31 protein-coding genes are annotated in these 26,832 nt (G+C 69.2%); 12 read left to right on the top strand and 19 right to left on the bottom strand.

Features of this window, described 5'->3' with window-relative positions; translation table 11 throughout:
- The first annotated feature begins 185 nt into the window (after positions 1-185).
- Positions 186-1,700 carry a protein kinase domain-containing protein gene (locus OG714_RS25350; RefSeq protein ID WP_406131943.1) on the top strand — a complete coding sequence of 505 codons (1,515 nt, stop codon included), beginning with the start codon at positions 186-188 and terminating at the stop codon, positions 1,698-1,700.
- A gap of 86 nt (positions 1,701-1,786) precedes the next feature.
- Here OG714_RS25350 and OG714_RS25345 read toward each other — a convergent pair whose 3' ends face one another.
- From OG714_RS25345 to OG714_RS25335, 3 genes are all read right to left on the bottom strand, one after another.
- Positions 1,787-2,791, bottom strand: a complete 1,005-nt coding sequence (locus OG714_RS25345; protein ID WP_406124309.1) for a phosphotransferase — start codon at positions 2,789-2,791, stop codon at positions 1,787-1,789.
- A gap of 113 nt (positions 2,792-2,904) precedes the next feature.
- A complete protein-coding gene (locus tag OG714_RS25340; RefSeq protein WP_406124307.1) occupies positions 2,905-3,342 on the bottom strand; it encodes a pyridoxamine 5'-phosphate oxidase family protein in 438 nt (145 codons plus the stop codon).
- 49 nt (positions 3,343-3,391) lie between these two features.
- Positions 3,392-4,066, bottom strand: a complete 675-nt coding sequence (locus OG714_RS25335; RefSeq protein ID WP_406124306.1) for a response regulator — start codon at positions 4,064-4,066, stop codon at positions 3,392-3,394.
- A gap of 321 nt (positions 4,067-4,387) precedes the next feature.
- Here OG714_RS25335 and pdhA point away from each other — a divergent pair, with 321 nt between their 5' ends.
- The 3 genes from pdhA to OG714_RS25320 are packed head-to-tail and all read left to right on the top strand — an operon-like array spanning position 4,388 to position 7,929.
- A complete protein-coding gene (gene pdhA / locus OG714_RS25330) occupies positions 4,388-5,545 on the top strand; it encodes a pyruvate dehydrogenase (acetyl-transferring) E1 component subunit alpha (protein WP_406124305.1) in 1,158 nt (385 codons plus the stop codon).
- Between the two features lies 1 nt (position 5,546).
- A complete protein-coding gene (locus OG714_RS25325) occupies positions 5,547-6,539 on the top strand; it encodes an alpha-ketoacid dehydrogenase subunit beta (protein WP_406124303.1) in 993 nt (330 codons plus the stop codon).
- A gap of 10 nt (positions 6,540-6,549) precedes the next feature.
- Positions 6,550-7,929, top strand: coding sequence for a dihydrolipoamide acetyltransferase family protein (locus OG714_RS25320; RefSeq protein WP_406124302.1), 1,380 nt, complete (start codon positions 6,550-6,552; stop codon positions 7,927-7,929).
- A gap of 48 nt (positions 7,930-7,977) precedes the next feature.
- On the opposite strand, the gene OG714_RS25315 is transcribed toward OG714_RS25320, so the two are convergent.
- The 7 genes from OG714_RS25315 to OG714_RS25285 form a co-directional block, all read right to left on the bottom strand.
- On the bottom strand, positions 7,978-8,667 hold the full coding sequence (locus OG714_RS25315; protein WP_406124301.1) for a contact-dependent growth inhibition system immunity protein: 690 nt from the start codon (positions 8,665-8,667) through the stop codon (positions 7,978-7,980).
- 24 nt (positions 8,668-8,691) lie between these two features.
- Positions 8,692-8,991 (bottom strand): RNase A-like domain-containing protein, encoded by a 300-nt coding sequence (locus OG714_RS25310; protein WP_406124300.1) that lies wholly within the window; start codon positions 8,989-8,991, stop codon positions 8,692-8,694.
- 34 nt (positions 8,992-9,025) lie between these two features.
- Positions 9,026-9,763, bottom strand: a complete 738-nt coding sequence (locus OG714_RS25305; protein ID WP_406124298.1) for a hypothetical protein — start codon at positions 9,761-9,763, stop codon at positions 9,026-9,028.
- A 19-nt stretch (positions 9,764-9,782) separates the two neighbouring features.
- Positions 9,783-11,510: an RNase A-like domain-containing protein gene (locus OG714_RS25300; RefSeq protein WP_406124296.1), complete on the bottom strand. Its 1,728-nt coding sequence runs from the start codon at positions 11,508-11,510 to the stop codon at positions 9,783-9,785.
- Positions 11,511-11,710: 200 nt separating this feature from the next.
- Positions 11,711-12,025, bottom strand: a complete 315-nt coding sequence (locus OG714_RS25295; protein ID WP_406124294.1) for a WXG100 family type VII secretion target — start codon at positions 12,023-12,025, stop codon at positions 11,711-11,713.
- A gap of 78 nt (positions 12,026-12,103) precedes the next feature.
- A complete protein-coding gene (locus OG714_RS25290; protein WP_406124293.1) occupies positions 12,104-12,535 on the bottom strand; it encodes a WXG100 family type VII secretion target in 432 nt (143 codons plus the stop codon).
- A gap of 57 nt (positions 12,536-12,592) precedes the next feature.
- Positions 12,593-13,063 carry an ATP-binding protein gene (locus tag OG714_RS25285; protein WP_406124291.1) on the bottom strand — a complete coding sequence of 157 codons (471 nt, stop codon included), beginning with the start codon at positions 13,061-13,063 and terminating at the stop codon, positions 12,593-12,595.
- Between the two features lie 248 nt (positions 13,064-13,311).
- On the opposite strand from OG714_RS25285, the gene OG714_RS25280 reads away from it, so the two are divergent.
- A complete protein-coding gene (locus OG714_RS25280) occupies positions 13,312-14,193 on the top strand; it encodes a helix-turn-helix domain-containing protein (RefSeq protein ID WP_406124289.1) in 882 nt (293 codons plus the stop codon).
- Between the two features lie 5 nt (positions 14,194-14,198).
- Complete coding sequence (locus OG714_RS25275; protein WP_406124287.1) at positions 14,199-14,384, top strand: DUF397 domain-containing protein; 186 nt, start codon at positions 14,199-14,201, stop codon at positions 14,382-14,384.
- Here OG714_RS25275 and OG714_RS25270 read toward each other — a convergent pair.
- The 3 genes from OG714_RS25270 to OG714_RS25260 form a co-directional block, all read right to left on the bottom strand.
- Positions 14,381-14,707: a hypothetical protein gene (locus tag OG714_RS25270; RefSeq protein WP_406124285.1), complete on the bottom strand. Its 327-nt coding sequence runs from the start codon at positions 14,705-14,707 to the stop codon at positions 14,381-14,383. The two genes, OG714_RS25275 and OG714_RS25270, sit on opposite strands and share 4 nt — an antisense overlap.
- 31 nt (positions 14,708-14,738) lie before the next feature.
- On the bottom strand, positions 14,739-14,990 hold the full coding sequence (locus tag OG714_RS25265) for a hypothetical protein (RefSeq protein ID WP_406124284.1): 252 nt from the start codon (positions 14,988-14,990) through the stop codon (positions 14,739-14,741).
- 97 nt (positions 14,991-15,087) lie between these two features.
- Positions 15,088-15,999, bottom strand: a complete 912-nt coding sequence (locus OG714_RS25260; protein ID WP_406124283.1) for a D-alanyl-D-alanine carboxypeptidase family protein — start codon at positions 15,997-15,999, stop codon at positions 15,088-15,090.
- A 258-nt stretch (positions 16,000-16,257) separates the two neighbouring features.
- Between OG714_RS25260 and OG714_RS25255 the strand changes: the two genes are divergently transcribed.
- Positions 16,258-16,941: a GntR family transcriptional regulator gene (locus tag OG714_RS25255; RefSeq protein WP_406124281.1), complete on the top strand. Its 684-nt coding sequence runs from the start codon at positions 16,258-16,260 to the stop codon at positions 16,939-16,941.
- On the top strand, positions 16,938-18,257 hold the full coding sequence (locus tag OG714_RS25250; protein ID WP_406124279.1) for a nitrate/nitrite transporter: 1,320 nt from the start codon (positions 16,938-16,940) through the stop codon (positions 18,255-18,257). Before OG714_RS25255 ends, OG714_RS25250 begins: the two co-directional genes overlap by 4 nt.
- A 117-nt stretch (positions 18,258-18,374) precedes the next feature.
- Here OG714_RS25250 and OG714_RS25245 read toward each other — a convergent pair whose 3' ends face one another.
- Together OG714_RS25245 and OG714_RS25240 are read right to left on the bottom strand one after the other, a co-directional pair.
- Positions 18,375-19,199: an SAM-dependent methyltransferase gene (locus OG714_RS25245; RefSeq protein WP_406131942.1), complete on the bottom strand. Its 825-nt coding sequence runs from the start codon at positions 19,197-19,199 to the stop codon at positions 18,375-18,377.
- Between the two features lie 112 nt (positions 19,200-19,311).
- Complete coding sequence (locus OG714_RS25240) at positions 19,312-20,136, bottom strand: maleylpyruvate isomerase family mycothiol-dependent enzyme (protein ID WP_406124277.1); 825 nt, start codon at positions 20,134-20,136, stop codon at positions 19,312-19,314.
- A gap of 179 nt (positions 20,137-20,315) precedes the next feature.
- Between OG714_RS25240 and OG714_RS25235 the strand changes: the two genes are divergently transcribed.
- Complete coding sequence (locus OG714_RS25235) at positions 20,316-21,116, top strand: carbon-nitrogen family hydrolase (RefSeq protein ID WP_406124275.1); 801 nt, start codon at positions 20,316-20,318, stop codon at positions 21,114-21,116.
- Positions 21,113-21,646, top strand: a complete 534-nt coding sequence (locus OG714_RS25230; protein ID WP_406124273.1) for a hypothetical protein — start codon at positions 21,113-21,115, stop codon at positions 21,644-21,646. Before OG714_RS25235 ends, OG714_RS25230 begins: the two co-directional genes overlap by 4 nt.
- Here OG714_RS25230 and OG714_RS25225 read toward each other — a convergent pair.
- Both OG714_RS25225 and OG714_RS25220 read right to left on the bottom strand, forming a co-directional pair.
- Positions 21,643-22,134 (bottom strand): LURP-one-related family protein, encoded by a 492-nt coding sequence (locus OG714_RS25225; protein WP_327402723.1) that lies wholly within the window; start codon positions 22,132-22,134, stop codon positions 21,643-21,645. The two genes, OG714_RS25230 and OG714_RS25225, sit on opposite strands and share 4 nt — an antisense overlap.
- Positions 22,131-23,141: a GlxA family transcriptional regulator gene (locus OG714_RS25220; RefSeq protein WP_406124271.1), complete on the bottom strand. Its 1,011-nt coding sequence runs from the start codon at positions 23,139-23,141 to the stop codon at positions 22,131-22,133. The genes OG714_RS25225 and OG714_RS25220 overlap by 4 nt, the downstream gene beginning before the upstream one ends.
- 52 nt (positions 23,142-23,193) lie before the next feature.
- On the opposite strand from OG714_RS25220, the gene OG714_RS25215 reads away from it, so the two are divergent.
- Together OG714_RS25215 and OG714_RS25210 are read left to right on the top strand one after the other, a co-directional pair.
- Complete coding sequence (locus tag OG714_RS25215; RefSeq protein WP_406124270.1) at positions 23,194-23,589, top strand: cupin domain-containing protein; 396 nt, start codon at positions 23,194-23,196, stop codon at positions 23,587-23,589.
- A 29-nt stretch (positions 23,590-23,618) separates the two neighbouring features.
- Positions 23,619-25,475, top strand: a complete 1,857-nt coding sequence (locus OG714_RS25210) for a thioredoxin-like domain-containing protein (RefSeq protein ID WP_406124268.1) — start codon at positions 23,619-23,621, stop codon at positions 25,473-25,475.
- 63 nt (positions 25,476-25,538) lie between these two features.
- Here OG714_RS25210 and OG714_RS25205 read toward each other — a convergent pair whose 3' ends face one another.
- Together OG714_RS25205 and OG714_RS25200 are read right to left on the bottom strand one after the other, a co-directional pair.
- Complete coding sequence (locus OG714_RS25205) at positions 25,539-25,703, bottom strand: hypothetical protein (protein ID WP_019055237.1); 165 nt, start codon at positions 25,701-25,703, stop codon at positions 25,539-25,541.
- Positions 25,704-25,753: 50 nt separating this feature from the next.
- Positions 25,754-26,812: a glycosyltransferase family 2 protein gene (locus OG714_RS25200; RefSeq protein WP_406124266.1), complete on the bottom strand. Its 1,059-nt coding sequence runs from the start codon at positions 26,810-26,812 to the stop codon at positions 25,754-25,756.
- Positions 26,813-26,832 lie beyond the last annotated feature (20 nt).

Raw genomic sequence — 26,832 nt, 5'->3', positions numbered from 1 at the left:
GATGACCGGTCCGTCTATGGACGATTCCGGCACTGATCCCGGAACGGCGGCTTGCGCCGAGCCTGTAGCGTGGCCGACGGAGACCGTAACAACACCGCGCGCACCGCGGGCAGAAACGACGGCGAGGACTGATGGCACAGCAGCACGCTCAGGGCCCGTCCGACCCCGAGGCGGCTGGCGGCGGAATGTCGGACGCACCGGAGCTGTGGGGTAACGGCGGACTGGTCGGCGACGGCCGTTACCGGCTCACCCACAGACTGGGCCGGGGCGGTATGGCCGAGGTTTTCGCGGCCGAGGACGTACGGCTGGGGCGCACGGTCGCGGTCAAGCTGCTCCGCTCCGACCTGGCCGAGGACCCGACGTCGAAGGCCCGCTTCACGCGCGAGGCCCAGTCGGTGGCCGGGCTCAACCACCACGCGATCGTCGCCGTGTACGACTCCGGCGAGGACTACGTGGGCGGCATGTCGGTGCCGTACATCGTCATGGAGATCGTCGAGGGCCGCACGATCCGCGACCTCCTCCTCAACGCCGAGGCGCCCGGGCCCGAGCAGGCCCTGATCATCGTCTCCGGGGTGCTTGAGGCGCTCGCCTACTCGCACCAGCACGGCATCGTGCACCGTGACATCAAGCCCGCGAACGTGATCATCACGCACAACGGCGCCGTCAAGGTCATGGACTTCGGCATCGCGCGCGCCCTGCACGGGGCGTCCACGACGATGACGCAGACCGGCATGGTCATGGGCACGCCCCAGTACCTCTCCCCGGAGCAGGCGCTCGGCAAGGCCGTCGACCACCGCTCCGACCTGTACGCGACGGGCTGCCTCCTCTACGAACTCCTCGCGCTGCGGCCCCCGTTCACCGGCGAGACGCCCCTGTCGGTGGTCTACCAGCACGTCCAGGACATCCCGGTGCCGCCGTCCCAGACGTCGAACGGCGTCTGCCCGCCGGAGCTCGACGGCCTCGTCATGCGCTCGCTGGCCAAGGACCCGGACGACCGTTTCCAGACGGCCGAGGAGATGCGCGGGCTCGTCCAGTACGGCCTGCAGATGCTCTACGACCAGGGCGGCCACAGCGGCACCTGGAACACCGGCCCGGTGACCGTGGCCAACGGGCAGGGGACCCCGCCCGGGGGCTTCGCCGGTACGACCGTGATGCACCAGGACGCCTCCGGCACCACGCAGATCCCGCAGCCGATCCTGCCCGGCGGCTACGGCAACGGCGACGACGGCGGCTTCGAGGGGCACGGCAACCACGGCAGCGGCCGCGGCAAGCTGTGGATCCTCGCGGTGCTCGCGGTGATCGCCATCGCGGCGGGCGTGGCGCTGGCCCTGAACACCACCGGCAACGGCAGCGGCGGTTCGGGCACCACCCAGTCGCCGACCACCTCCCAGTCCGCGACCGACGACACGGACACCGAGTCGCCGAGCGACGACACGACCGCCTCGCCGAGCGACACGAACACGGACGACAGCGGGACGAGTTCGGGTTCGAACTACACGCCGTCGTACACGCCCTCGTACACCCCGAGCGAGACGGCCACCGAGAAGCCGTCGAGCACCCCGTCCGCGACGACCTCCAGCGAGCCGTCGGACACCCCGTCCACGACGACCTCGGCGGACCCGACGGACACGGGCGGCACCGGTGACGACGGCGGTGACGACAGCGGCGGCACCGTCGCGGGCGCCCTGGGCGGCGGCTGACCCGGCCCGGATCACCGGCACCGAAACACTCACGCGCGCGTGCACCCCGTAACAGGGGTCCACGCGCGCGTGCTGTTTACCGGTGCCTAGGGGGCGCCCTCCGCGAACGCCTCGCACACCGCGTCGTACTCCCGCGTCCACCACACGGCGAGCGCCGAGGCCGCCGGGAACTGGGGGTCCGCGCGGGTGTCGCCGCGTTCGTAGTGCCAGCGCAGCATCCAGAAGTCGTTGAGGCGCTCCCACCACACCCGGTGCACCGCGGCGGCGAGTTCGGCGGGGCCGGCGCGCGCCGAACGCCGGTACGCGTGCGCGTACGCCCGCACCTTCGGCAGGTCCAGGGCTCCGTCCGGCCGTACGAAGAAGATCGCGGCGGCGCGTACGGCCTCCTCCGCGCGGGGCTGCACGCCGAGGCGGTCCCAGTCGACGATCGCGGCGGGGGCGTCGCCCTTGTAGAGCAGGTTGAACGGGTGGAAGTCCCCGTGCACCCACCCCACGGAAGCCCCGCTCGGCGGCCGCCGGTCCGCGTGCCGTTCCAGCAACTCCCTTCGCTCCAGCAGCCGGTGGCGGGCCAGTTCGTCGAAGGCGTCGGCGGGCCGGTGCCGGCGGACGTGCCCGAGCAGGTCGTCGATGAGGGCGAAGGTGTCGGCGGGGTCGGCCCCCGGCGCGCACTCCTCCCGGCGCCCCGGCATAACCCGTTCCAGGCTCGCGTGGACGACCCCCAGGAGCGCGCCGAGGCGTCCGCACTGGTCGGTGGTCAACTGGCCGCCGTGGCGGTGCCTGCCGTCGATCCAGGGGTGCAGGGCGTAGGCGTGACCGCCGACGACGGCGACCGTACGGCCGTCGCGGGCGGGCAGCGGGGGTGCCACGGGGACGCCGAGGTCGGCCAGGCGCCGGGTCGCGGTGTGCTGGCGGGCGATCGCCGCCGGGTCCGCGGTCTCGGGGTCGAAGTGGTGCTTGAGGAAGTAGCTGCCCCGGGTCGTGCGGAGTCGGTAGCCGCGGTTCAGCAGGCCCTGTTCGACGGGTTCGCAGGTGACGGCGGACCCGGCGGCGTACTGGCGGAGGAGGGCGCCCAGCGGGGGCGCGTGGGGCACGGGGGGTGGTACACGTAAGGGCGGCACGCGGCCGATGCTAGGGCACGAGACGGGGCCGTGAGCTGCGGTTTGTCACAGAAAGTCACCGCTCGGTCGTCGATGGTCGCTTTCGGTCACGAGGTGTGCCCGAAGCGCCGTTCCAGACCGCCGTCCGTCGAGTGCACGGTGCCCAGCTGCGGCTCGATGCGCAGATAGACCGGCTCGTACGACTCCCCGTCCACCGTGGCCGGAGCGGGGCCGAACCGTTCGACCTGGTCGGCCGTCGGCTCATGGGGCTCGCACGCGCCCACGACCTGCACGGACCACAGGCCCTCGCCCGGCCCGGCCGAGCCCAGGTTGTCGGCCCCGTAGGCGACGACGCTGCCCACGCACGCGTGGTGGTAGCCGTAGCTCCGGGGCATGCGCAGCAGCAGCCGGCCGTCCTGGACGATGTGGCTGGCGAAGGCCAGGAAGGGCAGCGCCCGCAGGGTGGTGGCGACCCTGCCGTGATCGGTGCGGGCGAGCAGATCGACGGCGAGCTGTTCGGCGCCGGGCTGTGTGTCGAGGGACATAGGAACACTGTCGGCCGGACCGCATGCCCAGGGGAGGGGTCTTTGGTCCCTAATGACGCTGCTGCTCGACCTGTCTCTGTGCCTGTTTCCGTGCCACGTAGGCCGCCGCCTGCGAGCGCCGCTCCATACCCAGTTTGGAAAGCAGACTCGACACGTAGTTCTTGATGGTCTTCTCCGCGAGGTGCAGCCGCTCGCCGATCACCCTGTTGGTGAGCCCCTCCCCGATCAGATCGAGGATCCTGCGCTCCTGGTCGGTGAGGGAGTCGAACTTCTCGTCCTGTTGCGGGCCTCCGTTGCGCAGCCGCTCCAGCACCCGGGCGGTCGCCACCGGGTCGAGCAGCGACCTGCCGGCCGCGACGTCCCGTACGGCACTCAGCAGTTCGTGCCCCCGGATGGCCTTCAGGACGTACCCGGAAGCGCCCGCCATGATCGCGTCGAAGAGGGCCTCGTCGTCCGCGTACGAGGTCAGCATCAGGCACTGCACGGACTCGTCCCGCGCGCGGATCTCGCGGCACACCTCGACCCCGCTGCCGTCGGGGAGGCGCACGTCGAGAATCGCCACATCGGGGCGCACGGCCTGGATCCGTACCAGCGCGTCGGCCGCCGTGCCGGCCTCGCCGACCACCTCGATGTCGTCCTCGACCGAGAGCATCTCGTGGACGCCACGCCGGACCACTTCATGGTCGTCGAGTAGAAATACGCTGATTTTTCCGTCTCCGGGCACGCGGTAAGTCTCACATACAGGCTCTTCCCGTGCCCGAGGTGAGCGGGATAACGTGCCGTTGTTCCGGCCCCCTGCAAGGCTGTGACCAGGACTTGTTCCCGACTTTCGCGATTTACTTGGAAATCCAAGCAAAATCGCAGGTCAGGAGGGGTTTCACAGAATTGTGGAGCACTGGGTAACGTGCCTGTTGCAGGGCGCTCGCCGGGGCACCTGTCACGCCTGTTCCCGACGAACCGCACCCACCCTGTGCGTCCGTGGGGCGCAGGTGAGCCGCACTGGCACCCGGCGAACCCGGGGAGCCGGACCGACGGAGGAGCACACGTGACCGTGGAGAGCACTGCCCCGCGCAAGCCGCGACGCAGCGCCGGAAGCAAGGCCAAGGGCGCCGACCCGGACCTCGTCCAGCTGCTGACGCCCGAGGGCAAGCGAGTCAAGAACGCCAAGACCGCCCCGTACGACAAGTACGTCGCCGGCATCACCCCCGAAGAGCTCCGCGGCCTGTACCGCGACATGGTGCTCACCCGCCGCTTCGACGCCGAGGCCACCGCCCTCCAGCGCCAGGGCGAACTGGGCCTGTGGGCCTCGCTGCTGGGCCAGGAGGCCGCGCAGATCGGCTCCGGGCGGGCCACCCGGGAGGACGACTACGTCTTCCCGACCTACCGCGAGCACGGCGTCGCCTGGTGCCGAGGGGTCGACCCGACCAACCTGCTGGGCATGTTCCGGGGCGTCAACCACGGCGGCTGGGACCCCACCACGAACAACTTCCACCTGTACACGATCGTCATCGGCTCGCAGACGCTGCACGCCACGGGCTATGCGATGGGTGTGACCATGGACGGCGCCGACAGCGCCGTCATCGCGTACTTCGGGGACGGCGCCTCCAGCCAGGGCGACGTCGCCGAGTCGTTCACCTTCTCCGCGGTCTACAACGCCCCGGTCGTGTTCTTCTGCCAGAACAACCAGTGGGCCATCTCCGAGCCCACCGAGAAGCAGACCCGCGTCCCGCTCTACCAGCGCGCGCAGGGCTACGGCTTCCCGGGCGTCCGGGTCGACGGCAACGACGTCCTGGCCTGTCTCGCGGTCACCAAGTGGGCGCTGGAGCGGGCCCGCAACGGCGAGGGCCCGACGCTCGTCGAGGCGTACACGTACCGCATGGGCGCGCACACCACCTCCGACGACCCGACCAAGTACCGGGCCGACGAGGAGCGCGAGTCCTGGGAGGCGAAGGACCCGATCCTGCGCCTGCACCGGTATCTGGAGGCCGCACACCACGCGGATGAGGGATTTTTCGCGGAACTCGAGACGGAGAGCGAGGCGTTGGGCAGGCGAGTGCGCGAAGCGGTCCGTGCCATGCCGGACCCGGACCGGTTCGCCATCTTCGAGCACGTGTACGCGGACGGGCACGCGCTCGTCGACGAGGAGAGGGCCCAGTTCGCCGCCTACCAGGCGTCGTTCGCGGACGCAGAAGGGGGTAAGTGACATGGCGGAGACCGCGATCTTCAAGAACCTGCCGCTGGCCAAGGCGATCAACGAATCGCTGCGCGCCGCCCTGGAGTCCGACCCCAAGGTCCTCATCATGGGCGAGGACGTCGGCAAGCTCGGCGGCGTCTTCCGCGTCACGGACGGCCTCCAGAAGGACTTCGGCGAGCGCAGGGTCGTCGACACCCCACTCGCCGAGTCGGGCATCGTGGGCACGGCCATCGGCCTGGCCCTCCGCGGCTACCGCCCGGTCGTGGAGATCCAGTTCGACGGCTTCGTCTTCCCGGCCTACGACCAGATCGTCACCCAGCTCGCCAAGATGCACGCGCGCTCCCTGGGCAAGGTCAAGCTCCCGGTCGTCGTCCGCATCCCCTACGGCGGCGGCATCGGCGCGGTGGAGCACCACTCGGAGTCCCCGGAAGCCCTGTTCGCGCACGTCCCGGGCCTGAAGATCGTCAGCCCCTCGAACTCGTCGGACGCCTACTGGATGATGCAGCAGGCCATCCTGAGCGACGACCCGGTGATCTTCTTCGAACCGAAACGGCGCTACTGGGACAAGGGCGACGTCAACACCGAGGCGATCCCCGACCCCCTCCACAGGGCCCGCGTGGTCCGCGAGGGAACGGACCTCACCCTCGCCGCCTACGGCCCGATGGTGAAGCTCTGCCAGGAGGCCGCCGACGCGGCCGCCGAGGAGGGCAGGTCCCTGGAGATCCTCGACCTGCGCTCGGTGTCCCCGCTGGACTTCGACGCGATCCAGACGTCGGTCGAGAAGACCCGCCGCCTGGTCGTGGTCCACGAGGCCCCGGTGTTCTTCGGCTCCGGCGGCGAGATCGCGGCCCGCATCACGGAGCGCTGCTTCTACCACCTGGAGGCCCCGGTGTTGCGCGTGGGCGGCTACCACGCCCCCTACCCGCCGGCCCGCCTGGAGGAGGAGTACCTGCCGAGCCTGGACCGGGTGCTCGACGCCGTCGACCGCGCTCTGGCGTACTGAGGAGAGGGCCGTGACGACGATGACAGAAGCGTCCGTACGCGAGTTCAAGATGCCGGACGTGGGCGAGGGCCTCACCGAGGCCGAGATCCTCAAGTGGTACGTCCAGGTCGGCGACACCGTCACCGACGGCCAGGTCGTCTGCGAGGTGGAGACGGCGAAGGCCGCGGTGGAACTGCCCATCCCGTACGACGGGGTGGTGCGCGAGCTGAGGTTCCCCGAGGGGACGACGGTGGACGTGGGCACGTCCATCATCGCGGTGGACGTGTCCGGGGGCGCGGCTCCCGGGGAGACCCCGGCCGCTCCCGTGCAGGAGGAGCCCGCTCCCGTACAGGAGGAGGCGAAGCCCGCGGCTCCGGCCCGCACACCGGTCCTGGTGGGCTACGGCGTCTCCACGTCCGCCACGAAGCGCCGCCCCCGCAAGGGCGCGGAGATCCCGGCCCAGGAGGCGTCGGCGGCGGTCCAGGCGGAGCTGAACGGCCACGCGCCGGGAGCAGTCGTGGAATCCCGCCCCCTCGCCAAGCCGCCGGTGCGGAAGCTGGCGAAGGACCTGGGGGTCGACCTGGCGACGGTGACGCCGTCGGGCCCGGACGGCGTCATCACGCGCGAGGACGTGCACGCGGCGGTGGCACCGGCTCCGGCGCCGCAGGTCCAGGTGGCTCCGCCCGTTGTGACGCCGACGTACGACTCGACCCGGGAGACCCGTGTCCCGGTGAAGGGCGTCCGGAAGATGACGGCCGCGGCGATGGTCGGCTCGGCGTTCACGGCGCCGCACGTCACGGAGTTCGTGACGGTGGACGTGACCCGGACGATGAAGCTGGTCGAGGAGCTCAAGCAGGACAAGGACATGGAGGGCCTACGGGTCAACCCGCTCCTGCTGATCGCCAAGGCGCTGCTCGTGGCGATCAAGCGCAACCCGGACATCAACGCGTCCTGGGACGAGGCCGCCCAGGAGATCGTCCTCAAGCACTACGTCAACCTCGGCATCGCGGCGGCGACCCCGCGCGGTCTGATCGTGCCGAACATCAAGGACGCCCACGCGAAGACGCTGCCGCAACTGGCGCAGTCGCTGGGCGAGTTGGTGTCGACGGCGAGGGACGGCAAGACGTCCCCGGGGGCGATGCAGGGCGGCACGGTGACCATCACCAACGTCGGCGTCTTCGGCATCGACACCGGCACACCGATCCTCAACCCCGGCGAGTCCGCGATCCTCGCGGTCGGCACGATCAAACTCCAGCCGTGGGTCCACAAGGGCAAGGTGAAGCCCCGTCAGGTGACGACGCTGGCCCTGTCCTTCGATCACCGGTTGGTGGACGGGGAGTTGGGGTCGAAGGTGCTGGCGGATGTGGCGGCGGTTCTTGAGCAGCCGAGGCGGTTGATCACCTGGGGGTAGGGGGCCAGGGATCAGGGCCGCGCATCTCTGCGAGCGGGGGTGCGCGGCTCAGCTCCGGTCCGCCGGGGGCCCGTAGTCGGCGCGCGGTACGGTCAGCCGGTCGGCGACCAGCGCGAGCCAGCCGCTCGGTGAGTACGGCGTCGGTGGGTCGACCTCCATGCCCAACTCGGCGACGGCGAGGGCGTAGTCGGACTCGTCGAGGTCCAGGGCGAGCAGTTCGTGCAGTTCGCCGGTGAGGCGGGCGACCAGCTGCGGATCGGTCGAAGCCCGGTAGTCGTCGATCGCCGCGTCATGGTCGTCGAACTCGTCCGGCATGTCCTGGGAGAACCAGCCACCGAGGAACTGACCGAGTTCCGGGAAGCGGGCGTGCCATTCCCAGTGGGTGACGGGGGTGGCCGGGGGCGGGACCTCGCCCTCTTCCACGCTGTGCTTGATGTGGTCGGCGAGACAGTACAGCCACTGCTGGATCTCGTTCTCGGGGAGCCCCACGTCCGGGATGGCGTAGAACTCGCCTAGCCGCAGGCGGAGTCGGCCCGGCGGATTGTCGGCGTACTCCCGCAGTTGCCGCTCCGCGACGGCGAGGGCCCACGGTCGGCTGTGCCAGGTGTGGCGCAGGTAGGCGACCAGTGCCTCGCTCGGCTTGTCCGGGGTGTCGTCCGCCGGCTGCCCGGCGTAGGCGCGGATCACCTGGTCCAACTCGCCGTAGCGGCGGTCGTGTTCGAGGGGGCTCAAGGGCACGGGATCAGCCTCTACGGGTCGTCGTCACAGGTACATCGGGAACGTGGCGTGGACGGCGAAGCCGTGCGGCCGGGATTCGTCCCGCTTCAGGATCACGCGGGCCGCGCGGACGTCCACCGGGTCTCGCCCGGCCAGCATCATCGCCTGGAGCAGGACCCGTCCGACCGGTGCGGGGCGGGACGGCCATGTCGCCTCGATGGTCAGACGGGGGCGGGTGGACTGGGCGAGCCAGCGATGGATCGCCTGCTCGTTGGCGGTGACGACCTGTTGGGTGGCCCATTGGGCGGTTTCTCGGTCGGGGTAGGCGGCGGTACGGGTGCGCATGCTGAACGGGTTCTCCTGATCCGGCTCGGCGGCCCTACCGCTCCTGCCACTGCCAGAGTGGTGAATGGGCTTCCTTCAGATGTTCTGTGCAAAGGCGGATGAAGAGGGGGAAGAAGTCAGTGAAATCCTCACTGCCCGATCCGCCGTGCACCACATAACTGAAGAATTGGTCCAGTTGTTCCTCGGTGTGGAAAAGCGTGAGCGCCTCCGAGCATTCAGCAACCGCTCCCGGGAGCTGCCAAGGGCATTGGGGGTGAGTTTCTGAAATGTACATCCGGATACCCTCCTCCGCAGTGGCGCTCTGCATGTCGTCACTGACCGCCACGCCATCCTGACCGAAGTAGATCGACAGGATATGGTCGAGGCGAGGGAAGCGCAAATGCAATTCTCGCGAGGTCATGGGGACGGCATACAATTCTTCGTTGCTCAACGGGGAGAGCCACTGCTCGACATAATCGGCGATCTGTCGATAGGTGGTCGGCGTATTCGACCCCGATTCCGCTTTCGGTAGGTTCTTCAGTGACCGGTGCGACCCGTCGGGGTATTGCTCGAACAAGTCCGCGGCGTGTCGTAGCTGGGCCGAGATCTCGTAGATGCTACGGCCACCGGATACCTGGGAGTTCCAGATTCCCCGCATCATCGGGAACAGGTCGGCGCGCCACGTACTCGCGTCATCGGGAATCACTTCGGGGAATCCCGAATAACACGACAGGAGGAGCCTGGCGCCGGACACGCTGAAATAGTCGGCCAGATTCTTTTTATTGGATGACAAGGTCGAGCACCTGACCCTTCTATGTGGCGACCGGCATGGATGTCAGGACAGTGAAAGGAGGGTCAAGTTTGTCGTTGTAGACAAGACGTACCTGTACTCCCGTGACATCCTTGGCCTGATCGGAGGGGAGCGGGTTCGACTGTATCGCTGATTTGGGAATGCTCCTTCCGCTCACGCCGTACGGGGTGTTGTCCACTGTGAAGTCTTCGCGTTTTCCCGGTGTCGGTTTCGGTGGCCCGTCGAGCCATGCCTGGATTTCTTCCGAACGTTTATCGAGAGTGTACTGTGTCAACTTCTGGGCGGATTCCAGATCCTTGAACGTGGAGGCCTGGGCGATCTTGGGCTGTCCGTAGGGCCATGTCGTTCCCGGCTTGGGCGGACCCTTCAGGTCGTCGCGCAGGCGTTGGGCCAACTGGTCGTCCGTCAGGCCGACATGCTTCGAGACGGTGTGGGAATTCTCCAGCCACTCCGTGGACGCCAGGTCGACTTTGTAGATCCCGTTGTCCGCGTCGCCGGGTGTTGACCACACATGACCAGGTTTGAATTCGGTCAGGGAACGCGCCCCGAACGCCTCGGCGCGGGCTTCCTCGGCCTCGTACGTCGGAGCGCTCATGGCGGCTTCGGTCAGTTCGGGAAGTAGTTTACGGAGGCGATCGGCGCCGTCGTGGAACGCCTTGTGGTAGGTCTCGACGGCGGCATCGCATCCTCCCTTGTCCATGTGTGACCGGAACTTCAGGACGATCTCGGCGAAAGTGGCATAGGCACTCAGCTTCGTGAACTCGCCCCAGGAGAAACCGTCCGGGACCATGTCGTTGACGGTCGCCTTCGTGGCCTCCAAGGCCAGGCGCTCGGTCGTCTTCCGGCATTTCTCGGCGGCGTCCGCGACATCGTGGAAGATCTGCTTCATGTCGTCACCGGTCTTCTTGAGGACCTCGATGACGGGGCGCCGGTCGGCGGGCGCCGTGCCCGGATTGGTACGCCAGTCACGGCCGCCGGTCTGGGACGGCGGTATGGCGTTGTTGTCGCCGTCACGTCGGCCGCCCCACGCGGTGGTGCCCCAGATCGACTGGCAGAAGGCGTTCATCGCGCTCTGCCAGTCGTTGTTGCCGCTGTCCGTCAGATACTCGATGTCCTGGGTGAAGCTGTCGGCCGATGACTGTGCCGCTTTGCCGGCCGCTTCCCATGCGTTTCCGATGCTGCGGAGGTTGTCCGTTTCGGCGCCGGGAGTGATCTCGTGGGTTCTGCCGAGTCGCAGCCCTTCCTCGATCGCCGGTTTGATCAAGTCGGCCAGAAAATCCGGGAAGTTGCCGATGGCTGCCACGAAGGGGATGTCCGAACCGTCGCCGGTGCCGGTCCACTTGATGGAGGCGACGGGTCCGTATGCGACTTTGCCGACGCCGATCGGAGGATCCCTGCGGGGCGGTGGCCCGTAGATGCCGCGGGAGTGCCAGTCGGCCGCCATGTAGTTGTTCGCCGTGTTGGTCAGCCCGAGCGAGACGCCGCCGATACTGGCCACGCACTCCGCCCACGTCTTCAGGAACTCCTTGGCCACGTCGTCGTAGGCACCGGCGAAGTCGTCGGGGCCACCGCCGTTCCCGGCCGCCTGTCGATGGTCGACGTCCTGTACGAGTCGGCCGGCCGTCTTGTGGAAGGTGAACTGCTCGTCGCGGATCACCGTGGACGTGTAGTAGACGTGCCCCGGTTTGATGTCGAAGCCGCTCCCGCTGTCGGGCGCGGGCTGCTTCAACTGTTCGCGTTCCCACGCTCGGCGAGCGTCCGAAGGGCGGCCGTCGGATTCGGTGGCCTTCGGGGGCGGCGGCTCGTAGTGGGGATCCGGAGAGGTGCCGGGGCTCGGTTCGGGCTGGGCGGCACTGGGTTCGGGAGCCGGTTCGGTGTCACCGGCGGCGGGGCTGGTGGACGGACTCGGCTGAGGTGAGGGCGTTGCCATCAGGCGGCCCCCCAACCCCGCAGCACCGCCCGGTGTGCCGCCGCGTAGTTGGCGTGACCGGTGGTGACATACGCGTGCAGCCACTTCTGCGCGGCCTGTAGGTCCTGCGCCGAGTGGTCCCACTCGTCGAGCTTCCCGACGAAGACCTCGCGGGCCTCGCCCTTCCACGACAGGACGACCGGTTCGGCCCGCTCGTAGAGGTCGTCGAGTTTGGTGTTGAGCTGTTTGAGGATGTCCTCCAGCTCGGCGGTGAGGTCGTGGAGTGTGGCGAAGGAGACGGCTATGTGGTCGTCGGCGGAGGCCCCGGTCGACATGATCCCCCTGGATATCGGTCGGCAACTATGGCTGGTCGATGGGCACTTGGCGGCCCGCGGGCGGAAGGATCAGAAGAATCAGAAGGAGTCGAGGCTGCTGCGGGGCGGCGGTGTCGGCGTATCCCCTGTCGCCCCCACGTTCGGCGTGGACAGCTTGTCGACCTCGCTGCCGACGTCGACCTGGATCGTCCGCATGTGCTCCAGCACCTCGATGTCGTGCGCGGAGAAGCCGTCCCGGCTCATCCGTACGGCCTGTTCCAGCAGCTTCATCACTTCGCGGATGCGTACGGCGTCCTCGGTCGCCGCGCGGTGGAACTCGCGGTACGCCGTCGCCGCGGGGCCGCGCCAGCCGGCCTCGACTCGGTCGACGATCGCGTCCATACGTCTGACCTGCTTGTCGAGGTGGTCCTGCATGTCGTCGAGGTCGGCGGCGAGTTTGGTGAGGTCCTTGGACGACACGTGCAGGTCAGGGTTGCCACCCTGGCCCGCGCCGGTTCCGGGCACTGCCATGCCGTATCTCCGCCCCCGTCGCGTCGACATCACACGTCACTTGCTGTTGCAATAATCCTACGGTTCGCGGTGACCTTGAAGCGAGGCGTCAGGGCCCGTGACGTCCAACTCCGCCCATACGGTCTTGCCCACCGTGAGTCTCTCCACGGCCCAACGGGCGGCCAGCGTACGGACGATGAGCAGTCCGCGGCCGAACTGGTCATCTGGGGTGGAGGTTTGAGGGAACGGGAACCGCTCGCCCCTCGGGTCGGTGACCGCGACGCGCAGGGCGTTGCCGGTCAGGGACGTCTCCACCCGGAACAGACGGTCCCGCAGGCACCCGTGCAGTAAGGCGTTCGTGCACAACTCGCTTGCCAGTAGCGCCGCGTCACCGGCGGAGTGGGGGTGTCCCCAGGCGGCGGTGAGGTGGGCGACGTGTCTGCGGGCGCGGGGGATGTTGATCGGGTACGGGGTGTAGGTCACGGCGTCGTAGTGGTCGTAGCGGCGGTCGTGGGGCTTGGGGAGTCCGGGAGGGCAGGAGTCGGTCACCGGGGCGCATCTCCTTGTGCGGTGTGGGGACGGGGGCCAGGTGGGGTGGCTCTGCCGTGCTGTGCCGGGTGCGGGCAGCGCGGTGCACTTCCGCCAACTGGTGTCGCTGGGTGGCTTGCTGTGCACTGACGGTAGCCGCTGTAAAGGTGAGCCAGCAACCCAATCGGACAGAAAGCTTGCTGTCCCTGAGTTGTGGTTGCTCGGCTCCGGGTCTCAGACTGGGGCGACTCAGCGGGAGGGAACGCGATATGGCAGGCAGGGACCCCAACCGGGGGAAGACGATCACGACCGTGTTGGCGCGTCGACTCGGTGGGGAGCTGCTACGGATGCGGGAGGCGTGTGATCTGCGCCAGCCGCACGCTGCCGAGGCGCTGACGGCGTCCGTCACGAAGGTGGCCAAGATCGAGCGCGGGCAGGTGCCGTTGCGTGATCCCGATGTCAGAGCGCTGTGTCATCTGTACGGCGAGACCGACGAGGCGGTGATCCGTAAGCTCCTGGCCCTCGCGAAGGCGGACCGGGACCGTCGCAAGGTCCAGGGCTGGTGGAATCAGTATCCGCAGCTGAAGGAACAGATGGAGTATGTGGCTCTGGAGGACATCGCCACAGAACTCCGGATGTGGCAATTGACCTTCATCCCGGGCCTGTTGCAGACACCGGACTACGTCCGCGCCCTCGCGGTGGGCAACGGAACCTGGGAGAACCCCGACGAGATCGGGCCCTTCGTCGAAGCGAGGATCGCTCGTCAGGTGCGACTGACCGGCGAGCACCCCCTGCAACTCTGGGCGGTGCTGCACGAGGGGGTGTTGCGGCAGTTGGTCGGTGGACGGGACATCATGCGGGCCCAGTTGGACCATCTCCTCGGAGTGGCCCAGTCGCCCAACGTACGGGTCCAGGTGGTGCCGTACACCGCAGGCGCTCATCCTGGTATGACCAGTGCCTTCACCGTGGTCTCCTTCGCGGAGCCAGGCGCCCTGGACCTCGTACAGGCGGATACTCTCTCGACGAAGGTCTGGCTGGAGAGCGAGGCTGACGCCGCGCGTCACAACGAAGTCTTCAGCCGCATCACGCGGTTGGCGCTGACGCAGCAAGGCTCCCTCAGTCTCATAGACAGTGTCCGTAAGGAGATGTAGGTCCCTTGTCCGAGTTCGAGTTCACGAAGTCCACGTACAGCAGCGGCGACGCGCACGGCGAGTGCGTCGAAGTCGCCCGCAACATCCCCACCACCATCGCCGTCCGCGACTCCAAGGAACCGAACGGCCCCCTGCTCCAGCTGACCCCCACCACCTGGGCCGCGTTCACAGCACACCTGGGTGTCGTCTAGCCCCGCTCCCACATCGGCGAGTGCGCCTCCCCCAAGTGCCCGGTGAAGGCATCGATGACGACCGGGAAGAAGTCGGTGAACCGTTCACCCGCCGACCCCCCTCCCATCCCGCCCCCGCCGAAGAACGCATCCAACTGCTCCTCGGTGTGGAACACCGCGCGCGCCTCCGCGCACTCGGCGATCAGTCCCGGTAACTGCCAGGGGCACCACGGGTGGGTGTCCGAGATGACCAGGCGGAGGCCTTCCTCCAACGTGGCGTCCTGCATGTCGTCGTCGACGGCGAGTCCGTCCTGGCCGTAGTAGTTCACCAGGAACTGGTGCAACCGGGGTAAACGCAGGGCGAGTTCATGGCGGTCAGGGGTGTCCGCCGGCCGGGTCGTGCGCGAACAGGTCGGCTGCCAGGTGGAGTTGCGCCGCGATCTCGTACAGGCACCGGCCGCCGTCCTCCCCGGCGTTCCACAGTCCCCGGATCACCGGGAACAGGTCCCGCCGCCACGCTTCGGTGTCGTCAGGGACGGGTCTGCCGTAGTCCCCGTACCGCCTCAGCAGAGTTCGGGCACCCTCAAGAGCGAAGTGCTGCGTCAGCTCCCGGTCGTTCGCCGACATCGCCGACTCAACTCCCCACGTGACGGTCGTACGACAAAGGGACCCGCCGCTGGCATGCGGCAGGCCCCTCGGTGTCGATAAGCAAGCTGACTGGACGTCAGCCGATCTTCGCGAAGCCGTAGGTGAGGAGCTTCTTCGCGTCCGACTCGCGCTGGGCGACCGACGTCGACGCGAGGACCGTGCCGATGACCGTCTTGCCGTTGCGGGTGGCGGCGAAGACGAGGCAGTACTTGGCCTCGGGGCCGGAGCCGGTCTTCACGCCGATCGTGCCGCTGTAGCTGCTGAGCAGGGTGTTCGTGTTGGTCCAGGCAGCCATCGTGCGGGTGCTGCCGGTCTTCGTGATCGTCTTCGCCTTGTACGACTTGGTCTTGACGACCGTCTTGAACGTGGCGTTCTTCATCACGTTGCTGGCGAGCTTCGTCAGGTCGCGCGGCGTCGAGTAGTTGTTGCCGTTGCCGATGCCGTCGAACGAGTCGAACTTCGTGTTCGTCAGGCCGAGCGTCTTCGCCGTCGAGTTCATCTTCGCGATGAACGACTTCACGCGCGCCGCCCGCGTCGAGCCCGAGCCGAACTTGTCGGCCAGCGCGTACGCCGCGTCGCAGCCGGACGGGAGCATCAGGCCGTAGAGGAGCTGGCGGACGGTGACCTTGTCGCCGACGATCAGGTGGGCGGAGGAGGCGGTGTTGGCGACGATGTAGTCGCTGTACGCCTTCTGGATGGTGACCTTGGCGTCGAGGTTGAGGTTCGACTGGGAGAGCACGACCTTCGCGGTCATGATCTTCGTGGTGGAGCCCGTCGACCGCTTGGTGTCCGCGGCCTTCGTGTAGAGCGACTTGCCGGTGGCGTTGTTCATCACGAACCCGCCCTTGGCCACGATCGACGGCGTCGTGACAGCCTGCGCGGGTGCCGCGGTCAGGGCGCCGGTCGCGAGCACGGCGCCTGCGGTCACGGTGACCGCGGCGGCTCTGCGGAAGCGGCTGCCCTTGATGCCGGTAATGGCAGTAATCAACTGAGGTACCCCGAATACGTTGAATGCCCCTGAGGAGCGGCCCAGTTGGAGGGGGGAAAGAAAGGGCCGCACGTGTGTGACACGTAAGTAGCACAGAAGGTTGTGCGGTTGCTGGGCCGGGTTCCCCGAATGTGTGAAACGCCCCCGAGAACCGGCCGAGGAAATGCACCTCCCTAGACGCACCCCCGACCCCGTTCGGTTCCGTCCGCATCCTGGACGTGGGTCCTCATGCGTACGTGTTGTATCTATGCTGTCCTCATGCCGTACCCGTCCCCCTCTTCGTCCCTCGCCTCACCGCCCGCCGTCAAGCAGCCCCCGGCCGCCGACCGCGTCTACACCCACGTCAAACAAGGTGTCCTGGACCGGCGTTACGAAGGCGGAACCCTGCTCACCGAGGGCGAGTTGGCCGAGGCCGTCGGAGTGTCACGGACGCCCGTGCGCGAGGCGCTGCTGCGGCTGGAGGCCGAGGGGCTGATCAAGCTCTACCCGAAGAAGGGCGCCCTGGTCCTGCCCGTCTCCTCGCAGGAGATCGCGGACGTCGTGGAGACCCGGATGCTGGTCGAGCAGCACGCGGTCCGCAAGGTCGTACCGGCGTCGCCGACCCTCATCGCCCGGCTCGAGGAACTCCTCGACCGGCAGAGGGAACAGGCCGCCGCGGGCGACCTGGCCGGCGCCGCCGTCACCGACCGCTGCTTCCACGCCGAGATCGTCCGCAGCGGCGGCAACGAGATCCTCTCCCGCCTCTACGACCAACTCCGCGACCGGCAGCTGCGGATGGGCGTCGCCATCATGCACTCGCACCCCGACCGCATCGCCAAGACGCTCACCGAGCACGCGGCGATCCTCGACGCCCTGCGCACCGGCGACGCCGAGGCGGCCGCCGGGATCGTGCACCAGCACGTCGACTGGTTCTCCCACCTGGCCCGGGGCGAGGTCCGATGAGCAGCAGCGCTAGCGGCAGCGGTTCCGCGATGTCCCTCCCCGGTGATCCGCCCGGCGGCCGCCGCGCCCTCGCCGTGTGGGGCATCGGCGTCTCCGTCTACTTCGTCGCCGTCATCTTCCGTACGTCCCTCGGTGTCGCAGGCCTCGACGCGGCGGAGCGGTTCCACGTCAACGCCTCGGCCCTGTCGACGTTCTCGATCCTCCAACTGCTGGTCTACGCGGGCATGCAGATACCCGTCGGCCTCCTCGTCGACAGCCTCGGCACCAAGAAGGTGCTGACCATCGGGGTGGTCCTCTTCACCGCCGGGCAACTCGGCTTCGCCTTCTCGCCCTCCTACGGCACCGCCCTCGCCTCCCGCGCGCTGCTCGGCTGCGGTGACGCGATGACGTTCATCAGCGTGCTGCGGCTCGGCACCCGCTGGTTCCCGGCGCGGCGCGGCCCGATGGTCGCGCAGCTCGCGGGCCTCGCGGGAATGGCCGGAAATCTCGTCTCCACCCTGGTGATCGCCCGCCTGCTGCACGGCATCGGCTGGACGGCCGCCTTCGCGGGCAGCGCGCTCGCGGGCGTCGTAGTCCTCGTCCTGCTCCTTCTGTTCCTGAAGGACCACCCGGAGGGCCACGAACCGGCCCCCTTCCCGCACCGCGGCGCCGCCTACGTCCGCCGCCAGATCGCCGCCTCCTGGCGCGAACCCGGCACCCGCCTCGGCCTCTGGGTGCACTTCACCACCCAGTTCCCCGCGATGGTGTTCCTGCTCCTGTGGGGCCTGCCGTTCCTGGTCCAGGCCCAGGGCCTGTCCCGCGCCACCGCCGGCGAACTCCTCACCCTCGTCGTCCTGTCCAACATGCTCGTCGGCCTGGTCTACGGCCAGATCGTCGCCCGGCACCACACGGCGCGGCTGCCGCTGGCGCTCGGCACGGTCGGCGCCACGGCCCTGGTGTGGGCGGTCACGCTCCTCTATCCCGGCGACCACGCGCCGATGTGGCTGCTGATTGTGCTGTGCACGGTGCTCGGTTCCTGCGGGCCCGCCTCGATGCTCGGCTTCGACTTCGCCCGCCCGGCCAACCCGCCGGAACGTCAGGGCACAGCCTCCGGAATCACCAACATGGGTGGTTTCGTGGCCTCGATGACGACCCTGTTCCTGGTCGGCGTGCTCCTCGACGCGACCGGCGACAACTACTCGATCGCCTTCTCGGTGATCTTCCTGCTCCAGGCGATCGGCGTCAGCCAGATCCTCCGGCTACGCCGCCGGGCCGCCCGCCGCGAGAGCGAACGGCTCGTGGCGAGCCGGGTGGAGACGGTGCACGTGCCGGCGTAACCCTGCCGGGGTGGAGCGGATGACCGGTGCCGGTGACCGGTGCAGATGACCGGTGCCGGTGCCGCCCACACGCCCCGTCGCCCCCGCCCCTTTTCACACCGCCCTCACACGACTTTCTTACGCGGACACGACGGGTACGAGCGTGAGGTAGGCGAGCCCCAATACGCCCCGGTAGCTCAGCCATTGGGCCCGGTGCCGGTCGAGGCGCTCGCGCGTCCCGGCGGCCAGGGGGTGGTCGCCGTGCCCGGCCAGCCACACCTCCGCGTCCGCCTGGTACGCCGACTCGAACTCCTCCCACTCGTCCGCGTTCGCCGTCTCGACCCACTCGGGGCGGAACCCGGCCGCCACGGCGAGGTCGACGAGCGTCCCCAGGTCGTAGTGCTCGCCGGCACGCGCCTCCGGCCACATCCCGGACAACTCGGCCGTCGTGGGCGGGCGTTGCCAGAACCCCTCACCGAGCAGCACACGTCCCCCGTCGGCGACGAGCCGCCGCAACTCCCGCAGGGCTTCAGTGGTGTGCCGGGGAGGCTCCTCGGTACTGAGGACATGGCTGGAGCCCACACACAGCACGAGATCGGCCGGCCCGCGCACCGTCCCCACGGCCGACTCCTCGACGAACTCGACCCGCCCCGCGAGCCCCCGCGCCCCGGCATCACGCCGCCCACGCTCGAGATCCCGCGCGTTCACATCGACCCCGACACCCCGCGCTTCCGGTACGGCGGCCAGGACCCGGAGCATCAAATCGCCCCAGCCACAGCCGAGGTCGAGCACCGTGCGCGGCCCCGCACCGGCCAGTCGCCGTACGATCCCGTCGGCGCGCGCCTCGGAGAGCGGGCTGTGGAAGGCGAGCCGGGTGAGCCGGGGTGGCCCGTCGCCGGGCTCGGTGTTCTCGGTGGCCCCGATGATGCCGGTGGCCTCGGTCTTCTCGGTTTCGGACGTCACGTCAGACATGCGGCGGAGGCTAGCGACGGACGGTCGGCCGGCGACAACGAATTTCCGCCGCGCCCCGCCCTGCTGCTCCCGCTCCTCCTTGGTGACCGTTGCTCGGTGACCGTTACTTGGTGACGGTGAAGTTCCGCAGTATCGAAGCCGCCAGCTCCGGATCGCCGTCCGCCTTGACGCGGTCCGTCACCGTGTCGAGGGCGACCCGTCCGCAGGCCAGCCGGACGTACGTCTCCCAGTCGAGGATCAGGGTCGCGGCGGGGCCGAGCGCGGGGGCCGTCTCCAGGGTGCCGCGGCCCTGGATGTCGACGCGGATCGTACGGAGGAACTCGATCGGGCCGTGCACGTCGAAGACGACCGCCGAACTGCGCGGTGCGCCCGAGTCGTCGGCGACGATCTTAGGGAGCGCGGCGAGGAGCACGTCACGGGCGACGTGCGCGCCGGGTGAGTCGAGGTTGCCGGGGCGGCCGAGGGCGGTACGCAGGTCCTGCTCGTGCACCCAGATGTTGAACGCGTGGGTGCGCATGGACTCTTCGAGCGTGACCTCGGTGCTGACGTGGCCGCGGACCTTCCGGCCGGGTTCCCGCGACTCGTTGCGCAGTTGCCGGTTGCGGCGGATGATCGTGTACTCCAGCTCCGACGTCATCTCCGGCGCCGTGTGGTGACGTCGTACGTCGACCTGCATCTCCATGTACCGCTGGTGCTCGTTGGTGACGTGGTAGAGGTCGCGGGGGAGGGTGTGGATGGGGCGGGGGTCGCCGAGCATCTCGTTGTCCAGCCCGATGACATGGGAGACCACGTCACGCACCGACCAGCCCGGGCACGGCGTTCGCCGGTTCCACTCTCCCTCCACGAGCGGGGTCACCAGCTCGGATATCGCTTCGATGGAGTGGGTCCAGGCGTCGGCGTAGGGCTGGAGAGTGGGATGCAGACTCACGGAACGGGACCCCTCGGCGGTCGGTACAGGTCGGGTGGCGGGCGGCGTTGCCAGCGGGAGGTGGCTGTCGGCGGGTGTCTTGGAACGCTAAGTTACGCTGCTGTGAGGCACCCCGGCAGTGCTTTCGTGTGACGATCGTAGGCCCGTGTGAACGGCTCGAATGCCAGGACGGTGGTAGTGTGCGCGCCTCTCTCATCCAGATCGCCGTAGAAGAGGACGAATCGGTCGATTCTCGCCGGGGTCGGATGGCGTCCCTCGTCCGTGAACAGGCAGGTGCCGATCTGGTCGTCCTGCCGGAGCTGTGGACCACGGGTGCGTTCGCCTACGAACAGTTCGACAGCCAGGCCGAGCCGCTGGCAGGGCCGACGTACGAGGCGATGGCCAAGGCGGCGAGCGACGCGGGCGTCTGGCTGCACGCGGGCTCGATCCCCGAACGAGCCCCCGAGGGACCCCTCTACAACACGTCCCTCGTCTTCTCCCCCTCCGGTGAACTGGCCGCCGCCTACCGCAAGATCCACCGCTTCGGCTTCGACAAGGGCGAGGCCGTGCTGATGGGCGCGGGCGGCGAACTGGTGACGGTCCGTCTGCCCGAGACGGTCATCGGTCTTGCCACCTGCTACGACCTCCGTTTCCCCGAACTCTTCCGTGGCCTCGTCGACGCCGGCGCCGAGACCCTCGTCCTCTCCGCGGGCTGGCCCGAGCGCCGCCGCTCGCACTGGACCCTGCTGGCCCAGGCCCGCGCGGTCGAGAACCAGTCGTTCGTCCTCGCATGTGGAACGGCCGGTACGCACGCCGGAGTTCCCCAGGCCGGTCACTCGATCGTGGTCGATCCCTGGGGCGAGGTCCTCGCGGAGGCGGGCGCGGGCGAGGAGATCCTCACGGTGGAGTTCGACCCCGCGAAGGTGGCCGTGACGAGGGACCAGTTCCCGGCCCTGAAGGACCGGATGCTGGGGCTGGAGCGTCCGCGGGGCGCGAGGTGAGCGGCAGAACCGGCCGGACCCTGGCCGCACTCGAACGCGCTTTCCTGTCCCTGGACCGCGGCCTGGGCGGAGCGAACCCCCCGCCCGCACCCCAGGCGTTCGCCGCCCGGCACCCGGCGGGCTGTGCCACGGTTGTCGGGCTGCTCGTCGCCATAGCCGTCGGCCTGGACTTCGCGACGCTCTGGGCGGTCCTCGTCGGCACGTGCGCGTGGCTGCTGTTCTGGTCCTTCCTGCGCCTCGAACGCCGCCGCCAGGCCCACTACACCCGCATCGGCTACGACACCGCACCCCGCGACTCCTGGTCGGCGGCCCGTCCCCGGGCCGTACTCGCCACCATGCTCGTCGCGTGGGTCCCCGTGACGGTGTTCGTCTGGCTCGTGGGCAGGATGGACGACGACTCTCCCAGCTGGACGGCCAGCGCGGTCTTCGGCGCGTTGGCCGTCCTGGGCGGCTACTTCGGGGACCGCCTGCAAGAGCGTCGCCGGGCACGCGCACGCGCCCGTGCGGCCGCCGACCAGGAAGTGGGTTAGTCCTCCCGCTCCTTCTCCGCGAGGTGGATCACGCACACCGCCACCGCGATCAGCAGCGCCGCGTCCGCGTCCTCCCGGACGATGTCGACGCCGTACGTCTCCCGGATGTGCAGCCAGCGGCGGGAGATCTGCGCGAGCAGCTCGCCGTCGTAGTCGACGCCGAACTCGCGGTCCAGGATCTTGCCGCTGACGTCGAGTTCGGTGCCGTCGACCAGGGACACCTTGTAGTGGTTGCGCAGCAGGGAGAACCGCTTGTGTCTGATGGTCGCCAGGGGCTCACCGTCCCGTTCGATGACCATCGTGTCGCGCAGGGCGAGCATCTTCTTGTGGATGTCGATGAGCACGCGCCCGTGCGTGTCCTTCAACTCGAACGTGTCCCTGATGCGCATGGCCTTGCCGTCGACCAGGAACACCTTGTTGCCGTTCTGGTCCTCGATCCAGTAATCCTCACCGAAGCCGAGGATCCGATCGCGTACGAGGAATCTCATGACATTACGGCTTCCCCGGCAGCCGGTCCGAAACGCCGCCGATAGGCCGACGGGCTCAATCCGGTCTCCCTCCGCAGCCGCACCCGCAGGTTCGCCCCGGTCCCCAGACCGCACCGCGCGGCGACCACGTCCAGCCGTTCCTCCCCGCGCTCGATCAACCGGCACGCCAGCGCCACCCGCTCCGCGGTCAGCCAGGCCAACGGCGTCGTCCCGAGCTGCGCCCGGAAGCGTCGGTGCAGAGTCGCCGGACTGACCGCCGCCCGGCCCGCCAGCTCGGCCACCGTCAACGGCTCCCCCAGCCGCTCCTGCGCCCACGCGAGCAGCGGCGCGAGCGACTCGTCGGGCACATCGGGCAACGGCCGCTCCACGAACTGGCGCTGCCCGCCGTCCCGGTGGGCCGCGAAGACCAGCCTCCTGGACACCGCGTTGGCGATCTCGGCGCCGTGGTCCCGCCGTACGACATGCAGACCGAGGTCGAGCGCGGCGGCGCTGCCCGAGGCGGTGAGGATGTCCCCGTCGTCCACGAAGAGGACGTCCGGTTCGAGCCGCACGCGCGGGTGCAGGGTGCGGAAACGGTCGGCCCACATCCAGTGGGTGGTCGCCCGGCGCCCGTCGAGCAGCCCGGCCTCGGCGAGCGCGAAGCTCCCGGTGCACAGGCTCATGACACGGGCCCCGCGCGCGTGGGTGCGCCGGATGGCGTCCAGGACGGCGGCCCCGCGCGGTACGACGTTGTCGGGCCGCCCCGGCACGACGAGCGTGTCCGCCGTGTCCACCGCGTCGAGACCGTGCGCCCCGGTGAGGGTGAAGAACCCGTGGTTCATCCGCACCTCACGCGCGGGCGTGCACACCAACACCTCGTACAGCGGCCCGGACAGCCCGAGTTCGGGCCGCGGCAGCCCGAACAGCTCGGTGGCGACACCGACTTCGAAGGGATTGGTGCCCTCGTCGACGATCACGGCGACCCGGTGGGGCCGTGACGGAGAGCGCTGAGAGGATCCTTGCGGCATGTGCGATTCCTAGCACTCGCAGAGCCGCCCGGCCACCCCCGACGATGACTGCATGACCACCACGGAACCCATCTCCCTCCCCGCCGCCCTCGCCTCCTTCACCGACCGCTGGAGCCCCCGCATCGTCACCACCGTCAACGACTACGACGTCCGCGTCGCGAAGGTCGAGGGCGAACACCTCTGGCACACCCACGACCACACCGACGAGTTCTTCCTGGTCCTGGACGGCGAACTGCACATCGCGCTCCGCGAACCGGCGGGGGAGCGCACGGTCGTCCTCCCCAAGGGCTCCGTCTTCACGGTCCCCCGCGGCACGGAACACAAGCCCTACGCCCCCGTCCCGTCCGAGATCCTCGTCCTCGAACCGACGGGCACACTCTCGGTCGGCGACCACCACGAGGCCGTACCGGAGCATGTGGACGCTACGACGGGGCACGCGCTGGCGTGACTGTCAGTGGCCGGTGGCACTCTTGATCCATGACCGACGCACCCTCGCCCCGCACCTCCCGACGCGCCCGCGTCCGCGCCCCCCAGCTCACCGGCAGGGGCGGCTGGCTGAACACGGGCGAGAAGCAGTACAGCCTCGCCGACCTGCGGGGACGCATCGTCATCCTGGATTTCTGGACCTTCTGCTGCATCAACTGCCTGCATGTTCTGGACGAGCTGCGGGAGCTGGAGGAGAAGCACCGGGACACGGTGGTGATCATCGGCGTGCACTCGCCGAAGTTCGTGCACGAGGCCGAGCACCAGGCGGTCGTGGACGCGGTCGAGCGGTACGGCGTCGAGCATCCGGTGCTCGACGACCCGGAGTTGGCGACCTGGAAGCAGTACGCCGTGCGCGCGTGGCCGACGCTCGTCGTCATCGACCCGGAGGGGTACGTCGTCGCACAGCACGCGGGCGAGGGCCACGCGCACGCCATCGAGCGCCTGGTCACGGAGCTGGAGACCGAGCACACGGCGAAGGGCACGCTCCGGCGCGGGGACGGGCCGTACGTGGCGCCGGAGCCGGAGCCGACGGTCCTGCGTTTCCCGGGCAAGGCGCTGGCCCTGCCGTCCGGCACCTTCCTGGTCAGCGACACCACCCGGCACCAACTGGTCGAGGTGGCGGCGGACGGGGAGAGCGTCGTACGGCGGATCGGTTCCGGCGCGCGCGGGTTCGGTGACGGTACGGCCGACTCGGCGAGCTTCAACGAGCCGCAGGGCCTCGCCCTCCTCGACGACGGTTCCGTCGTCGTCGCCGACACCGTGAACCACGCGCTACGACGGCTCGATCTCGCCACCGGCACCGTCACGACCCTCGCCGGTACGGGCCGTCAGTGGATGCAGGGCGAGCCCACGTCGGGCCCCGCCCGCGAGGTCAGCCTCTCGTCGCCCTGGGACGTGGCCTGGTGGCAGGGCAAGGTGTGGATCGCGATGGCCGGAGTCCACCAGCTCTGGGCCTACGACCCGGCGGACAACACCGTCTTCGTCACCGCCGGCACCACCAACGAGGGTCTCGTCGACGGACCCGGCGCCGAGGCCTGGCTCGCGCAGCCCTCAGGGCTCGCCGCGACCGCCGACCGGCTGTGGGTGGCCGACTCCGAGACGTCCGCCCTGCGCTGGGTGGACCTCGACGGGGCCGTGCACACCGCAGTCGGCACCGGCCTCTTCGACTTCGGGCATCGCGACGGATCCGCCGAACAGGCGCTGCTCCAGCACCCGTTGGGCGTCACCGCGCTCCCGGACGGCTCGGTCGCGATCAGCGACACGTACAACCACGCCCTGCGCCGCTACGACCCGGCGACCGGCCAAGTCACCACGCTGGCAACGGACTTGCGGGAGCCCAGCGACGCCGTGCTCGTCGGCGACGACATCCTGGTCGTCGAGTCGGCCCGGCACCGGCTGACCCGGCTGCGGCTGCCGGAGGAGGCGGTGCGCGTCGAGTCCGTGGCCCATCGCACCCAGCGCGCGGCCACCGAAGTCGCCTCCGGCGAGCTGACGTTGGACGTCATCTTCCAGGCCCCGGCCGGGCAGAAACTCGACACGCGCTACGGCCCCTCGACCCGGCTGCTCGTCTCCGCCACCCCGCCCGGGCTGCTCCTCGCCGGTGAGGGCGCGGGTACGGACCTGAACCGCACCCTGGCCCTCGACCCGGCCGTGGCGGAAGGCGTGTTGCACGTCTCCGCGATGGCCGCCTCCTGCGATGACGACCCAGCCAACGAGTACCCCGCCTGCCGTGTCCACCAGCAGGACTGGGGCGTCCCGGTCCGCCTCACCGAAGGCGGGGCGGACCGTCTCCCCCTCGTGCTGGCCGGCATGGACGACCGGGACGACCAGGACGACCAGGACGCCTGAGACGGGGGATCAGCGGACCGGTAGCGGGGAATCAGCGGAGCCGCAGGCGAGCAGCCGCAGTCATCAGCGGCGCCGCGCCCGCGGTGCCAGCTTGTACAGCGCCATCCCGGCCGCCACCAGCGTCGTCGCCGCCACCATCATCGCCATGCTGTTCAGCCACAGGCCCGTCGCGGCCAGGGTGGCCCCACCGGCGCCGGTCGTGCCGGCGCCGACAACTCTTCCGTACATAGACGTTTCTCCTTGAGGGGTGCGAGGGACGTGAGGGTGTGAGGGGTGGGCTAGGTGGCCACCCACTTCTCCTCGCTGCGGCGGGCCAGTCCCCACAGCGAGGTGAAGTAGACGGCGTGCTGGAAGAGGTCGTAGAGCATCTCGGGGATCATCAGCGCGGCGACCAGGACCGCGAGGGGTCCTGCGCGGCGGACCGAGACGGTTTTCTCGACGACGAAGATCAGGCCGATGGCGGTCCAGAACGGGGAGATGCCCGGGAAGCCGTAGAGCGTCGTGTAGGTCGCCATGAAGGTCAGGTAGACCAGGAAGGACAGCGCGCCGAAGCCCATCAGGAACTGCTGGAGGAAGTAGCGGACGGTGACCTTGGTCCAGCCGTAGTCGCGGAGGTTCTCCAGGGCGCCGCGCTGCCAGCGGAGGCGTTGGTGCCAGAGCTTGGGGAGGCTGGTCATGACCTCGGTGGTGACCGCGCAGCCCGCCGGGGACATGGCGCGGTAGCCGAGGGTCTTGACCGCCTTGGTCATCTCGTCGTCCTCGGTGAGGGAGGCGAGGCTGTAGTAGCCGGTGCCGCCGCCGATCAGTCCGGAGTGGCGGGCGTCCCGGACCTCCCGCAGGACGCGGGCGCGGAACATCGTGCCGGTTCCGGTGAGGACCTGGGCCTTGCCGCCGGTGCGGTCCAGCTCCCAGGCGTAGCGCTGGAACTCCATGCGCTGGAGCAGGCCGAGGAATCCGCCGCCCTGTTCGCCGTAGAAGACTCCGCCGACGGCGCCGACCTTGCGGTTGAAGGTGGCCATCGCGGTCTCGCTGAACCAGGGGTTGAGGACGGTGTCCGCGTCCTGGACGAGGAGGAGGTCGCGTTCGTCGAGGTGGGGCAGGACCCAGTCGATGGCCTGGTTGAGGGCGCCGGCCTTCTTGTGGGTGTTGCCGTGGGTGGCGAAGACCTCGGCGCCGTGCGAGGCGGCCACGGCGGCGGTGTCGTCGGTGCAGTTGTCGGTGACGACGACGATGAGGTCGGGTTTGTGGGTCTGGCGCCACAGGCCCTCGATCGCGGCACCGATGCGGTCCGCTTCGTTGTGGGCCGGGATCAGGACCACCAGCCGTGGTTCGAGCACGGCAGCGGCCCCCCATGAAG

The organism is Streptomyces sp. NBC_00989, from assembly GCF_045162655.1.
Lineage (GTDB): Bacteria > Actinomycetota > Actinomycetes > Streptomycetales > Streptomycetaceae > Streptomyces.
This window is presented reverse-complemented; position numbering and strand designations above follow the sequence as displayed.

Bases quoted from the DNA above. Each gene is read 5' to 3' on its own strand.
- OG714_RS25350 (WP_406131943.1), top strand. From the start codon at position 186: ATGTCGGACGCACCGGAGCTGTGGGGTAACGGCGGACTGGTCGGCGAC.
- OG714_RS25340 (WP_406124307.1), bottom strand. From the start codon at position 3,342: ATGTCCCTCGACACACAGCCCGGCGCCGAACAGCTCGCCGTCGATCTG.
- OG714_RS25325 (WP_406124303.1), top strand. From the start codon at position 5,547: ATGGCGGAGACCGCGATCTTCAAGAACCTGCCGCTGGCCAAGGCGATC.
- OG714_RS25310 (WP_406124300.1), bottom strand. From the start codon at position 8,991: ATGCGCACCCGTACCGCCGCCTACCCCGACCGAGAAACCGCCCAATGG.
- OG714_RS25295 (WP_406124294.1), bottom strand. From the start codon at position 12,025: ATGTCGACCGGGGCCTCCGCCGACGACCACATAGCCGTCTCCTTCGCC.
- OG714_RS25290 (WP_406124293.1), bottom strand. From the start codon at position 12,535: ATGGCAGTGCCCGGAACCGGCGCGGGCCAGGGTGGCAACCCTGACCTG.
- OG714_RS25280 (WP_406124289.1), top strand. From the start codon at position 13,312: ATGGCAGGCAGGGACCCCAACCGGGGGAAGACGATCACGACCGTGTTG.
- OG714_RS25265 (WP_406124284.1), bottom strand. From the start codon at position 14,990: ATGTCGGCGAACGACCGGGAGCTGACGCAGCACTTCGCTCTTGAGGGT.
- OG714_RS25255 (WP_406124281.1), top strand. From the start codon at position 16,258: ATGCCGTACCCGTCCCCCTCTTCGTCCCTCGCCTCACCGCCCGCCGTC.
- OG714_RS25250 (WP_406124279.1), top strand. From the start codon at position 16,938: ATGAGCAGCAGCGCTAGCGGCAGCGGTTCCGCGATGTCCCTCCCCGGT.
- OG714_RS25225 (WP_327402723.1), bottom strand. From the start codon at position 22,134: ATGAGATTCCTCGTACGCGATCGGATCCTCGGCTTCGGTGAGGATTAC.
- OG714_RS25220 (WP_406124271.1), bottom strand. From the start codon at position 23,141: ATGCCGCAAGGATCCTCTCAGCGCTCTCCGTCACGGCCCCACCGGGTC.
- OG714_RS25215 (WP_406124270.1), top strand. From the start codon at position 23,194: ATGACCACCACGGAACCCATCTCCCTCCCCGCCGCCCTCGCCTCCTTC.
- OG714_RS25210 (WP_406124268.1), top strand. From the start codon at position 23,619: ATGACCGACGCACCCTCGCCCCGCACCTCCCGACGCGCCCGCGTCCGC.
- OG714_RS25205 (WP_019055237.1), bottom strand. From the start codon at position 25,703: ATGTACGGAAGAGTTGTCGGCGCCGGCACGACCGGCGCCGGTGGGGCC.